This window comes from Neisseria montereyensis (assembly GCF_024834045.1).
Taxonomy (GTDB): Bacteria; Pseudomonadota; Gammaproteobacteria; order Burkholderiales; family Neisseriaceae; genus Neisseria; species Neisseria montereyensis.
Genome location: NZ_JANUXW010000001.1, coordinates 479362 through 491684 on the forward strand (window position 1 = coordinate 479362; position 12323 = coordinate 491684).

General features: G+C 43.8%; 12 protein-coding genes and 3 tRNA genes. 11 read left to right on the forward strand and 4 right to left on the reverse strand.

The window, feature by feature from the left end; translation table 11 throughout:
* Window positions 1–4: 4 nt before the first annotated feature.
* Together NXS09_RS02135 and NXS09_RS02140 are read right to left on the reverse strand one after the other, a co-directional pair.
* Entirely contained in the window at window positions 5–1081 is a 1077-nt protein-coding gene (locus NXS09_RS02135) for an ATP-binding protein (RefSeq protein ID WP_259290905.1), read from the reverse strand.
* Window positions 1082–1306: 225 nt separating this feature from the next.
* Window positions 1307–1391: transfer RNA gene (locus NXS09_RS02140), tRNA-Leu, on the reverse strand.
* Window positions 1392–1549: 158 nt separating this feature from the next.
* On the opposite strand from NXS09_RS02140, the gene NXS09_RS02145 reads away from it, so the two are divergent.
* From NXS09_RS02145 to NXS09_RS02165, 5 genes are all read left to right on the forward strand, one after another.
* Window positions 1550–2239, forward strand: coding sequence for a hypothetical protein (locus NXS09_RS02145; RefSeq protein WP_259290906.1), 690 nt, complete (start codon window positions 1550–1552; stop codon window positions 2237–2239).
* On the forward strand, window positions 2232–2819 hold the full coding sequence (gene ribA, locus NXS09_RS02150) for a GTP cyclohydrolase II (RefSeq protein WP_259290907.1): 588 nt from the start codon (window positions 2232–2234) through the stop codon (window positions 2817–2819). The genes NXS09_RS02145 and ribA overlap by 8 nt, the downstream gene beginning before the upstream one ends.
* A gap of 122 nt (window positions 2820–2941) precedes the next feature.
* Window positions 2942–3017: transfer RNA gene (locus NXS09_RS02155), tRNA-Val, on the forward strand.
* A gap of 12 nt (window positions 3018–3029) precedes the next feature.
* Window positions 3030–3106 (forward strand) — tRNA-Asp (locus NXS09_RS02160).
* A 339-nt stretch (window positions 3107–3445) separates the two neighbouring features.
* Window positions 3446–4777, forward strand: coding sequence for a transferrin-binding protein-like solute binding protein (locus NXS09_RS02165; RefSeq protein ID WP_259290908.1), 1332 nt, complete (start codon window positions 3446–3448; stop codon window positions 4775–4777).
* 250 nt (window positions 4778–5027) lie between these two features.
* On the opposite strand, the gene NXS09_RS02170 is transcribed toward NXS09_RS02165, so the two are convergent.
* Complete coding sequence (locus tag NXS09_RS02170) at window positions 5028–6092, reverse strand: 2,3-butanediol dehydrogenase (RefSeq protein ID WP_259290909.1); 1065 nt, start codon at window positions 6090–6092, stop codon at window positions 5028–5030.
* A 526-nt stretch (window positions 6093–6618) separates the two neighbouring features.
* Between NXS09_RS02170 and ptsN the strand changes: the two genes are divergently transcribed.
* The 5 genes from ptsN to scpB all read left to right on the forward strand — a co-directional run bounded on the left by ptsN (window position 6619) and on the right by scpB (window position 10651).
* Window positions 6619–7068, forward strand: coding sequence for a PTS IIA-like nitrogen regulatory protein PtsN (ptsN, locus tag NXS09_RS02175; RefSeq protein ID WP_259290910.1), 450 nt, complete (start codon window positions 6619–6621; stop codon window positions 7066–7068).
* Between the two features lie 2 nt (window positions 7069–7070).
* On the forward strand, window positions 7071–8033 hold the full coding sequence (gene hprK, locus NXS09_RS02180; RefSeq protein ID WP_259290911.1) for an HPr(Ser) kinase/phosphatase: 963 nt from the start codon (window positions 7071–7073) through the stop codon (window positions 8031–8033).
* Entirely contained in the window at window positions 8014–8859 is an 846-nt protein-coding gene (rapZ, locus tag NXS09_RS02185) for an RNase adapter RapZ (RefSeq protein WP_259290912.1), read from the forward strand. The genes hprK and rapZ overlap by 20 nt, the downstream gene beginning before the upstream one ends.
* A gap of 198 nt (window positions 8860–9057) precedes the next feature.
* Window positions 9058–9999, forward strand: coding sequence for a ribosome biogenesis GTPase YlqF (gene ylqF, locus NXS09_RS02190; protein ID WP_259290913.1), 942 nt, complete (start codon window positions 9058–9060; stop codon window positions 9997–9999).
* A 34-nt stretch (window positions 10000–10033) separates the two neighbouring features.
* Entirely contained in the window at window positions 10034–10651 is a 618-nt protein-coding gene (gene scpB, locus NXS09_RS02195) for an SMC-Scp complex subunit ScpB (protein ID WP_259290914.1), read from the forward strand.
* A gap of 39 nt (window positions 10652–10690) precedes the next feature.
* Here scpB and NXS09_RS02200 read toward each other — a convergent pair whose 3' ends face one another.
* The gene (locus NXS09_RS02200; protein WP_259290915.1) at window positions 10691–11374 is read right to left on the reverse strand and encodes an energy-coupling factor ABC transporter permease; all 684 of its coding nucleotides are present in this window, start codon (window positions 11372–11374) and stop codon (window positions 10691–10693) included.
* Window positions 11375–11569: 195 nt separating this feature from the next.
* Between NXS09_RS02200 and gloB the strand changes: the two genes are divergently transcribed.
* Complete coding sequence (gene gloB / locus NXS09_RS02205) at window positions 11570–12319, forward strand: hydroxyacylglutathione hydrolase (RefSeq protein ID WP_259290956.1); 750 nt, start codon at window positions 11570–11572, stop codon at window positions 12317–12319.
* Window positions 12320–12323: the final 4 nt, after the last annotated feature.

The following is a 12323-nucleotide window of genomic DNA, read 5'->3' on the forward strand; positions in this document are numbered from 1 at the left end:
GGCCTTATTCGATATTTTCCATAATCCAAGTTTTAAATAAGGGGCTGTTGATAATCAGCCTGCCGCCCGCATCCCTGCTTATCCAATCATGCCTTTCCATCCGCCTGATCGCGCCCTGCGTGCTGCTGGTGCTGATTGCCGCTACGCCAAGCATAGCGGCGTATTTGCGTCGGTTTTCGCTGCTGTACGGGCTGGTGTAGGGATTGGCTGCAATGTCTCTGATAATCGCCCGCTCAAGCGGTTTCATTTGTTGCCATAAACTCATTTCGTTATGGCTTGCCCTCAATTCTTCTATCCTGCCGGCGGCGGCTTCCTCTAAGCTTGCCGACGGATTTAAAATCATGTCTTGAATGATTGCACGCATATACATAGGCGTATGGTATAGACGTTCGAATAATGCGTATAAGGCTGTTTTATCTATACTGTTTCCCGTTCTGTTTTGATAAATGTCTGCCAGAAAATCGGTAAAATCTTTTCCCAGCAGTGGAAAATCCAAAGCATGGGCAAAATGGAAAAACGGTGCTTTATTATCGTTAAACATAGCACGCAGGCCGTTGGTGCTGCTGCCGGTAAAAATGGTTTTGATTTTGTTTTGGTTAACATCCAGCCCTGTTCTGAATGATCTAATTAAGCCGTCTGTATCGGGCAGACGTGCCAGTTCTTGAATTTCATCCAGTAATAACAGGCTGGGCTGGTTGTCTGCGGCTATGAGGTTGAGTAAGTCGGATAGTCGGGGAATTTCGGGCTTGTCCGACTCGCGCTCCAAACCCACACTCATGATTTCAATTTTGCTGATGCTGCTTAAAAAGGTTTTGGTTTTGTTGCCTGTTTGAATGTTTTGGGCAAATTGATACAAGGCCGTCTGAAAATCGGTGGCAGGGTTGGTGCTGTCCATGAATGAAAAGTAGAACACATTAAAGTCGTTTTGTTCGGCCAGCGGCAATACATCCTGCAATAAAAACTGTGTCTTACCCATACGGCGCGGTGCGAATAAAGTGAAGGCATGGGTAATGCCGTCTTTCAGGCTGTTTATCAGTTTAGAGGCATATTCTCTGCGGTGGAAAAATAAAGGATCTTTCATCGTCGGCTGCCTTCGGTTATATGATTTTATATGCGATTATACGCTTAATGTATAATTATACAAATAATATATAAAAGTGGATAATGAAGAATAAAAGCCAAGAAATGGTAATGTGCGAAATGAAAGAAGAGTTGGTTTTAATTTATTGATAAATATAGATTAATGTAGAAATGTATATTTGATCAGGCGTAAAAAAACAGCCTTAAAAGGCTGTTTTTTATGATTTGGTGCGGAAGGAGAGACTCGAACTCTCACACCTTGCGGCGCTGGAACCTAAATCCAGTGCGTCTACCAATTTCGCCACTTCCGCAGAATTTAAAATTTGAAGAAGCGCATTATACCGTAAGTTGTATAAGATGCAATATTGTTTACTTGAAAAATAACATAAAAGACCTATTTAAACCCCGTTGAGGCCGTCTGAATGTTTCAGGCGGCCTCAACGGGGTTTAAAAATAAAGAGAGGAAGCCATGTCTGTTTTACTGATTAAAGATTATCTGCAAACTCAAGGAATGCGGTTGCCTGAAGAAGAGGTTAGAATAGCACACTTGGCCGCCCAAACGGTGATGAATGCAGGGCAGGCTGCCATAGAACATCAGGTATTGTGGTATGAAAACCATGATATGGCATTGTCCGACCATATTGAGCAGGGTTCTGAAAATGAAAAATGGCTAAAGCAGGTTTTTATGGCGTTAGATTCCGTATTCAGCCGTACCCAACCCACTCCGCAAAGTGCGGCGGTTTATTTGTTGATGCCGTCTGAAAAAGAAAAGCAGCCCTCTTTGGTGTCTTTAACTGCGCAAGGGAAGGCGCTTGAATCCAAATTGGATGTGACGGAAGAAAACAGCGATTCTTCTTTAGCCGTGCGCACCGCTCAAACGGGTTGGTCGAATATTGCCGCCGATATACCTTACTGGCTGGAACAGGAAGCCTTGCATGGTGATCATAATTTACGTTGTAACAGCCAGCTCACTTTACCTGTTGCTACCGAAAACGGTACGGTATTGGGTATTGTGCATGTCGAATATGCCGAAAAAGATGTATTAGATGACAGCGTGCAAACCGATTGGGTGGCTTTGGCCTTAGCCTTAATCGATCCATTGAAAGCTTTATTAAAATTAGATTCGCAAGAAGATATACAAGAAGATAAAAATGACTAAACCACTAAAATTTGTCGCCTCCTGCCGGTTGCCGACCGAATGGGGTGTATTTACTATGCACGGCTTTGAAGAAGAAAGCGGGCAGGAACATGTTGCTTTAACGATGGGGGATATTGACGACGGAGAAGCAGTTTTGGCACGCGTTCATTCGGAATGCCTTACGGGGGATGCGTTATTTTCTCAAAAATGTGATTGCGGCCCGCAGCTTCAGGCCGCCATGCAGGCCGTGCAAAAAGAAGGGCGCGGCGTGATTGTTTATCTGCGCCAAGAAGGGCGCGGTATCGGTTTGATTAATAAGATTCGCGCCTATCATTTGCAAGATAACGGCTTGGATACGGTTGAAGCCAATCTGGCTTTGGGGCTACCGGTGGACGCCCGTGATTTTACTTTGGCCAAACATATCCTCGACCATTTAGGTGTGAAAGAAGTGAAGCTGCTGACCAATAATCCTGAAAAAATAGAGTCGCTAACCAATGCAGGTATTAATGTGGTTCAACGTATGCCGCTGCAAGTGGGGGAAAACATCGAAAACAAGCGGTATTTAAATACCAAAGCGGAAAAGCTCGGTCATCTGTTTTAATAAGGTAAATAGCTTTTAAAAATTAATTTTTAAATTTCATATGTTTGCTTAAAAAATAGATTGATATAGATAAAAATGCTTGCATGGTATGAGGAATTTTGGTTTAATCACGTTCTTGCAGCGGGTGATTAGCTCAGTTGGTAGAGCGTCTGCCTTACAAGCAGAATGTCGGCGGTTCGACTCCGTCATCACCCACCAAGTTTTTTGTGCGGAGTGGTAGTTCAGTTGGTCAGAATACCGGCCTGTCACGCCGGGGGTCGCGGGTTCGAGCCCCGTCCACTCCGCCAATCTTATTAAAAAAACATCAATCTTCGGATTGATGTTTTTTTATTTGCGTCATTCTTATTAGGCCGTCTGAAACGTTTTCAGACGGCCTAATTTTTATATTACCGATACGATTAATCGTTAATTAATGAACCAATCGGGTTGTCCGGCATTACTTTAGCTTAAATCTATTATATCTGTTGCAAAATGGGTATATTTCTTAAAAAAATATAACTATATTTGTTAATGATGATTGTATTTCAATGTGTATATATTTACAATTAGATGTTAATTGTAAATTAAATGTTAATTTAGGCTGCCTGCCTAAATTTGGGTTACTCACTTGTCAACAAAGGGATATTATGAAAAATATGTCTGCTAAAAATATTGTATTAACTGTAATTTGTTCTGCCGTATTGGCCGCTTGTGGCGGCGGAGGCGGTGGTGGCGGCATCGGTGTAAGTAGTGATTTGGTTGATAATGCGATTGCTTCTAAAGGCGTGATTGATCAAATTGAAGCGCTTCCTGCAGCCGAAAGCTTAAAGCCTGAGGATATTGCAGCATTACAAAATGCAATTAATAATTATCAGAAATTATCTAATGAACAAAAAAGTTTAGTGCCACAAGCAAGCATAGATAAATTAAATAGCTTGATAGCGGCTTCGCAAGCTTTTAATAATAATAACAATCCAAGTGATAATAATAGTATCGGTGGTGCTGACGATATTGTAGATAACAATCCTTTACCTGCTCTAAATGAGCCATCTCCTGCGCCGACAGCATTTTTAAGTGAAGCTATTAATGGTAAGGCGCAACAATTTAATCCTAATATGCAATTGCGTACGGTCAATAATGAACTGTTAAGCAATCAATCTGTTTTGATTAGAGAAGTTGCTGTAGATGATTTAGGTGAGCCTACAGATCTTTCTAAACAAGATGCACTTGGTTTGTTGGGCTTGACTTTTAGAGATGACTTTGAAAATCCTGGAAATTCCCCAAATAGTATAGAGCGTATCAGTAAAATCAACTCTCAAGAAACTGTTTCTACAGGAAAAGAGAATGCAGCTGATATTGATGTACGTCGTGAAGTTGCATATCGTCAAGATAAAGATAAAAAAGTGTTAGACAGTAAATGGGACGGTATTTATGCGGTGCGTACTACAAACGGTATAACCATTGTTTTACGAGATCCGTCTGCTATCGGCTGGAAATATCAAACTTTCGCCCATTATTCTGATAAGGATAATAATATACTTGATGCGTATCAAACCATCGGTATTGAAACTCCGTCAGGAGCAATGCCTGCGAGCGGTACGGCAACTTATTCCGGCTTAACCACTGCTTATTTGGCTAATGGCGGCACCAGTCGCCAATTAACTGCCGATGTGAAAGCAGTAGCCGATTTTGCTAAGAAAAGCCTACGTTTTGAAACCAGCCAATCGCAATTACACGATTTGCAAAACAATGCCCGCGTTACAACCGCTGCCGAAGATTACAATATGAAAGGCTTGGCCTCTTGGCAAGCCAATAGCAATACTTTTAAAGGTAGTGCCAATACCGTTAATGGTATGAGTGGTGAATTGAACGGTAAATTCTTTGGTACATCGGCTGCGGAAATCGGTGGTACTTATGGCTTGAAAGATAGCAATAATACTCAACAGTTGATAGGCGGTTATGGTGCCAAACGTCAATAAATTTTAATTTAAACAATAGGCTTAAAATTTAATTGTTTAGAATAAAATAAAATGGTAAATAAGCCTGCTGATTTTTCTTTCTTTGGGAATGAATGATTAGCAGGTTTTTATTTATCGCTGAAATAAAAAGTGATGAAAGCTATTTATCTGACTTTATCATTAAAAACATAGAAACGGCCGTCTGAAATATTTCAGACGGCCTTATTTCATCAGAGTATATCGCTATTGTGTTTCGATATACCCGATCATGTTATAAATTTGGGTTTACAATAATTTTTACTGCTGATTCGTTGTTGTGAATCAAAGTTTCAAATCCTTTAGAAACCAGTTCATCCAGCTTGATACGTTGGGTAATAAACGGTTCAAGGTTAATGAGACCGTCTTCAACCAATTTTATGGTATCACGATGGTTGTTCACATAGCCGATGGTGCCGCGCATATCCAGTTCTTTCATTACCATGCTGTGTACGTTTACCGTAGCCGGATGACTCCATATGGAAACAATAACGATAACACCGGCCGGCTTGGTGAGTTCGACCAAAGAATCCAGTACCTTATTCACACTGGTGCATTCAAACGCCACGTCAACACCGCGATCTTCGGTAATTTTCATCACTTCTTTGGCTAAATCCACTTCAGACGGGTCTAGAATGTAATCAGCCACACCGCTTTCTTTGGCTTTTTCTTTGCGTTTGGCACTTAATTCGGTAAGGATAACGGTAATACCTTTGGCTTTGAGCACAGCTGCCAACAATAATCCGATCGGGCCGCCGCCGCCGACTAACGCAATATCCCCTGCTTTGGCGCCGCTGCGTACAAATGCGTGATAGCCAACGGCCAACGGTTCGATTAAGGCTGCCTGATCCAGTGGGATTTTATCCGAGATAGGATGTACCCAACGGCGTTTGACGGCAATTTTTTCAGACAAACCGCCCCCACGGCCGCCGAGGCCGATAAAGTTCATATTTTTAGATAAATTATAATGATCACCGGGTCCGGTCGGAACATCATCGGCAACGATGTAGGGTTCTACCACCACATGTTGGCCGACTTTAATATCATCTACGCCTTCACCGACGGCATAAACGACCCCCGAAAACTCATGCCCCATTGTGACGGGGGCGGATTCGCCCGAAATAGGGTGCGGATGACCGCAGGGCGGAATGAAAATGGGCCCTTCCATAAATTCGTGCAGGTCGGTGCCGCAGATGCCGCACCATGCAACTTTAATGCCGACTGTGCCGGGTTCTACGGTCGGTTCCGGAATGTCTTCAATTCTAATATCGCCTTTGTCATAAAAACGCGCTGCTTTCATAATAACCTCCTAGTAGTTTGGTTTGAGGATTAGAACAAGCGATTTCATTAAAACCGTTAGGCCTTCATTGGTATAAATTGAGATAAAATATAAATATTGTTTAATATTTATAGCTTTTAAATTTAGTATGACATAATATTGAAATCACGAAGCGGGTAGAAATGGTCGCTTGATGATTGTTTGTGAGCGGTAAGAAATTATGAATATAATATTAAAGACAAATAGTTATTTTCTTAAAAAATGGTTTTTTATATTTTATAAAATATATGATTTTTTATCAGTATAAAAATGTAATTTTATATTATTAATATATAAAAATATTTGAAAATAGAGATTGTTATAATTATATTTTTGCTAATTAGATGTTGATTTTTCGAGTGGTTATTCCAACCGTTTTTTGCTGATAGCGGAATAGCTGTTGAGAGTGAAGAATCAAAGTGTAAAGCCTAAAGTAAAAATTTGAGATTTAACCCAACAGTGGGTACAATCGCTTCCTGTTTTGCTTTAAAAAATTGAAGAGAATGATATGAGTCTGATTAGCGAAATCTTGCCCTTATCCCATATTGTGCTGGATTTGGATGTCAGCAGTAAAAAACGTGTGTTTGAACAAGCCGGCCTTTTGTTGGAAAACGAGGCGTCTTTGGCACGTTCCGATGTGTTTGATTGTTTGTTTTCCCGTGAGAAATTGGGCACGACCGGATTGGGGCAGGGTGTGGCGATTCCGCATGGCCGCCATGCTTCGGTTAAAAAGGCGGTAGGTGCGTTTTTCCGTACCAAAGAGCCTATTCCTTTCGATGCACCTGATGGCAAACCTGTTTCGCTGATTTTTGTATTGTTGGTGCCTGAAAATGCTACTAACGAACATCTGGAAGTGCTATCCAAACTGGCAGGCAGATTTTCTCAAAAAGCCGTGCGCGATGCTTTAATGACGGCTTCTTCCGCCGAAGAAGTGCAACGGCTGCTAAGTGAAGACTAATTATGCCCAGTATTTCAGTACGCCGTCTTTATCAGGATAACCAGCGTAAATTGCAGCTGGGCTGGGCAGCCGGTACGGCCGGTGCAGATAACCGTATTGATGTGAAGGCCGACAAACCCACTTTGGCGTTGGTCGGCCATTTAAATTTTATCCACCCTAATCAAGTGCAGGTATTGGGTGTGGCAGAGGTGGAATATCTTCAGCGCATGGAGTCTGGGGAAACCGCTGTTGGATTCGATGCGCTTTTCGATTTGCCGATGGCGCTGGCGATTGTAGCCAATGATTTACCGGTACCGCCTGTCTTGCGGGACTATTGTCATACCAATAATGTGCCGCTGTTGGTTTCCAAGCGCGAAAGCCCGTATCTGATGGATGTGTTGCGGATTTATCTGCAAAGGGTATTGGCTGTTTCTACGGTAAAACACGGTGTGTTTCTCGATGTATTTGAAATCGGTGTGTTGATTACCGGCCAATCCGGTTTGGGTAAAAGCGAATTGGCGTTGGAATTGATTTCACGCGGGCATAGTTTGGTTGCCGATGATGCGGTCGAATTATACCGCACCGGGCCGGAAACTTTAGATGGCCGCTGCCCGCCGATGTTGCGTGATTTCCTTGAAGTGCGGGGGCTGGGCGTACTCAATATCCGCCATATTTTTGGTGAAACTTCTATCAGACCGAAAAAAATATTACAATTGATTATTAATTTGGTTCCGGCAGACGATGAATACATGAAACGGCTTGACCGTTTAAGTATCCGCACCGAAACCGAATCTATTTTGGATGTGAATGTCCGTTCGGTAACGCTGCCGGTTGCCATTGGCCGCAACTTGGCGGTATTGGTGGAGGTGGCGGTGCGTAATTATATTTTGCAGTTACGCGGAAAAGACAGCACCAAAGAATTTTTAGAGCGTCACCAAAGTATGTTGAAAGAAGACGAAACCAATCATGAAAATAGTGTTGATTAGCGGGCTTTCCGGTTCGGGAAAATCTGTTGCGCTCAAACTCTTGGAGGATTTGGGTTATTACTGTGTTGATAATCTGCCTATCAGCTTGCTACCCAAATTAGTGCAATATCATAATGAAAACAGCGGTAACCAACAGTTGGGTATCAGTATTGATATCCGTTCCCGTATTGATATTAAAGAGGCGCAACATGAACTTCAATTATTGCGCGATCAAGGGCATAACGTCGAAATCCTCTTTTTAGAAGCGGAAGAAAGTGTTCTGATACGCCGTTTTTCCGAAACGCGCCGAAGTCATCCGCTTTCAGGCCAAACGTTTACACTTTTGGAAAGCCTGCAAAAAGAAATGGAATGGCTGTATCCTTTACGCGAATTGGCCTATTGTATCGATACATCCAAAATGAATGCCCAGAAGTTGCGCTATACCGTACAAAAATGGTTGAAACTCGAACGCAAGGGTTTATTGGTGATTTTAGAGTCGTTCGGCTTTAAATACGGCGTACCGACCAATGTGGATTTTTTGTTTGATATGCGTAGTTTGCCGAATCCGTATTACGATACCGAATTACGCCCTTACTGCGGCATGGATAAGCCCATTCAAGACTATTTGAGTGCGCAAGCGGAAGTGGGGGAAATGATTGATGATATTAGCGGTTTTATGAGCCGTTGGTTGCCGCGAATGCAGGTAGAAGGCAAAAGTTATGTGACCATCGGCATAGGTTGTACGGGCGGGCAGCACCGTTCGGTTTATGTTGTGGAAACTTTGGCGGAGCGATTGAAAGGGCAATATGAATTGCTGGTTCGCCACCGTCAACTGACACGGATTTGACAGTGTTTTCAGACGGCCTTACTTCATACTGAAATAGGCCGTCTGAAAACATGAAGAAATTAAATCTAAATACAATATGTTATAATCTCAAACCTATGCAGGCAGCCTTTATCGGCTGCCTGATTCGTTACTTTATTATGAGTGCTGCCGTTGTTTTCAGACGGCCTTCTATTTTTTGAAATTTTAAAGGGAATAAATATGGCCATACAATGGTTTCCCGGCCACATGAATAAGGCGAAAAAAGCCATTGCCGAGCGTATTAAAAGTATTGATATGGTGGTGGAAATGTTGGATGCCCGATTGCCGGCATCCAGTGAAAATCCGCTATTGGCACAACTTTCCCGTGGCAAGCCGAAATTAAAAATCCTCAATAAGCAAGACCTTGCCGATCCGGAGCGCACTGAGGTTTGGCTGGCATACTATAACAATCTGCCGGATACGCAGGCCATTGCGCTGGATTCTTCCGAAAAGGCGGCAACGGCTAAAATTACCCGTGCCTGCCGTGCCATGATGCCGAATCGCGGCGGGATTGATAAACCGTTGCGCGTTTTGATTTGCGGTATTCCGAATGTCGGTAAATCGACATTGATTAACGGCATGACCGGGAAAAAATCTGCTAAAACCGGCAATGAACCGGGAATTACCAAAGCGGAGCAGCGATTATTTTTGGCGGACGACTTCTGGCTTTATGATACGCCGGGTATGTTGTGGCCGAAAATTATTGTCGAGGAGGGTGGCTATAATCTGGCGGCCAGCGGTGCCGTCGGCAGGAATGCATTGGATGAGGAAGAGGTGGCATTGGAATTGCTGGATTATTTGCGCCGCCATTATCTTACTTTATTGCAAGCCCGTTATCAGGCCGATAAAGATGCTTCCAGCCATTGGAACGATAATGAATGGTTGGAATGGGTGGCCAAAAAACGCGGAACCATTTTAAGTGGCGGGCGTATTAATTATCAGAAAGCCGCTGAAAATGTGTTAACCGATTTTCGTGACGGCCAAATCGGTAGGATTACACTGGAAACGCCGAACCAATGGGAAGCGTGGCTCAAGAAAGCCCGCCAGAAAGAAGCCGAGTTAAAAGCACTGCGCGAAGCGCGTAAAGCAGAAAGAAAAGGACATAGGCCGTCTGAAAAATAGGCCGTCTGAAACCTTATTGCACACGATTTAAATCATGACTGAAAAAATTCTACCTGATGCACTGATTGAAGCCGCCTTGTTAACGCAAACCGAGCCGTTGAGCGAGAAAACCATGCGTGAATTGTGTGTGCCGCCTTTGTCACAAGATAAGCTGATTGATGTGTTGGCCACTTTGAAAAACCGCTGGCAAAATCGAGCCTTGCAATTGGTGCACACTCATGAAGGCTGGCGTTTTCAAATCGCGCAAGCGGCCTTCGAGCGGCTTGGCAGTTTGCAGGAACAGCGTGCGCCGCGTTATTCGCGTGCGGTAATGGAAACACTGGCGATTATTGCGTATCAACAGCCGGTTACGCGGGGCGATATTGAGGGCATACGCGGGGTGGCAGTATCGCAAAATGTAATGCAGACCTTGCAGGATAGGGGCTGGATTGAGGTAATCGGGCATCGCGATTCAATAGGCCGTCCGGCATTATGGGCAACTACTTCGGTATTTTTAAGCGATTTGCAGTTGGAAAGTTTGGAGTCGCTGCCGCCGTTAACGGAATTGGGCGAACTGGTTTTACCCGAGATTGCGGCGGAACGTGTCAGCCAAGATGAAACTACGGAAGTACAGGCTGAAGAGGTTGAGTCTCAAGAAAATTCTTTGTCATAACAAATATCCGTTTCAGACGGCCTTAATGGTTTTTGGAGGTTATTTCCAGATTTGATTATGGCTTTGTAAATAGCGCGAATCTTCAAAAGTTACCAGCCATTGCGGTTTCAAGGCGACGAAAATAGCAGTAAAAATACCGTTTAAAAAAGCTTCGCCCCACGAGAGCAAAAAGAAAACCGGAAAAGCGGATGTCCATAATATTTCATGGGTAAATGCGCCAACCGTTTCCAATAATAAAACTATACATAAGCCGGTGAGCAGCATACCTGCTGCGGCAGCGAGAAAGCCGTTTAAAAAGATGTAAATAAACAGGTTGGCGGGTAGGCGGGCGGCGATACGGCGGAATAAGATATTGATGGAAACGGCAGGCAGCAATAGAAACAGTGCATTCAGCCCTAATGAAATCAGATTTCCCGTGCCGTTAAAGCCGATATAGGGAATCAGCAGTAGCGTGCCCAACCACAAAGCGGCAGGCGCACCCAGCATCAATACCACCAAATTAATACCGATTAAGTGGTAGCTCATGCCCGCCAGTTGGCCGCTGCCTATTCCGGCATTGAGATACCATAATGCCGTTAGGCTGAACGCCGATACCACAACAGCGATAGGGTTATGCGCTGCCGTTGTGAAGGCAGATTTCGCAGTAAGCACCAATATGCCTATCCACACCAATAAAGCCGCGATAAGCAGTATAGGGTTGAACCACTCGGCTAAAAAATTCATTAATATCCGATAACTTGATTTCAGACGGCCTGATTATATCGTAAAGCTATTCCGATAACGATAAAGGTTTGGCTGTATGATGATGTTGCTATCCATTCTGAACACAAATGCTCAAATTGGTTCTATCTTGAATATAATAAACTGATAAAAAACGACGGTATTTAGGCCGTCTGAAAAGGAATAAACATGCCAAATATCCGTATTACCCCCGTTAATGCTTTTAATGATAACTATATATGGGTTGTGATATATGAACAGCAAGCTGTTTGTATTGATCCCGGTGAAGCCGCGCCCGTATTGCATTTTCTCAAAGAGAACGGTTTAAGCTTAACGCAAATTTGGATAACCCATCACCACCGCGACCACACGGGCGGCATTGCCGAACTCAAACAGGCTTTTCCTGTATGCAAGGTTTATGGAAACCGCGATATTCAAGAGGCGGATGAATATGTTCGCGACGGAAGCATCTTAACTTTCGGCGGTTATGAGGCCGAAGTATGGGAAACGCCCGGCCATACCGATACCCATATCGGTTATCTGCTCAAACTTTCAGACGGCCTGCATGTTTTTTGCGGAGACACCTTGTTTTCCGCCGGTTGCGGCCGGGTGTTTACCGGTACGGCAGAGCAGATGTTTACTTCTTTACAGCGCTATAACAGCCTGCCGCCGGAAACTTTGTTTTATCCCGCGCACGAATACACGGCGTCCAATCTGCGTTTTGCCGCCCGTGTCGAGCCGGACAATGCCGATGTTGTCGCCGCTCTTGCCGAAGCCGACAATATCCCGACCCTTCCCGTGACTTTGGCGCATGAGAGAAAAGTTAATCCTTTCTTAAGAACCGATAGGGCAGATATTATTGCTAATGTAGCCGATTGGTACGGGCAGCCGTTAAATAGCGAGGTGGAGGTATTTGCGGCAATGAGGGAAATGAAAAACAAGAGCTAAATTT

Coding starts and splice junctions, on each gene's coding strand:
- ptsN (WP_259290910.1), top strand. CDS start 6,619: ATGAGTCTGATTAGCGAAATCTTGCCCTTATCCCATATTGTGCTGGAT.
- NXS09_RS02170 (WP_259290909.1), bottom strand. CDS start 6,092: ATGAAAGCAGCGCGTTTTTATGACAAAGGCGATATTAGAATTGAAGAC.
- scpB (WP_259290914.1), top strand. CDS start 10,034: ATGACTGAAAAAATTCTACCTGATGCACTGATTGAAGCCGCCTTGTTA.
- NXS09_RS02200 (WP_259290915.1), bottom strand. CDS start 11,374: ATGAATTTTTTAGCCGAGTGGTTCAACCCTATACTGCTTATCGCGGCT.
- rapZ (WP_259290912.1), top strand. CDS start 8,014: ATGAAAATAGTGTTGATTAGCGGGCTTTCCGGTTCGGGAAAATCTGTT.
- ribA (WP_259290907.1), top strand. CDS start 2,232: ATGACTAAACCACTAAAATTTGTCGCCTCCTGCCGGTTGCCGACCGAA.
- NXS09_RS02135 (WP_259290905.1), bottom strand. CDS start 1,081: ATGAAAGATCCTTTATTTTTCCACCGCAGAGAATATGCCTCTAAACTG.
- ylqF (WP_259290913.1), top strand. CDS start 9,058: ATGGCCATACAATGGTTTCCCGGCCACATGAATAAGGCGAAAAAAGCC.
- NXS09_RS02145 (WP_259290906.1), top strand. CDS start 1,550: ATGTCTGTTTTACTGATTAAAGATTATCTGCAAACTCAAGGAATGCGG.
- hprK (WP_259290911.1), top strand. CDS start 7,071: ATGCCCAGTATTTCAGTACGCCGTCTTTATCAGGATAACCAGCGTAAA.
- NXS09_RS02165 (WP_259290908.1), top strand. CDS start 3,446: ATGAAAAATATGTCTGCTAAAAATATTGTATTAACTGTAATTTGTTCT.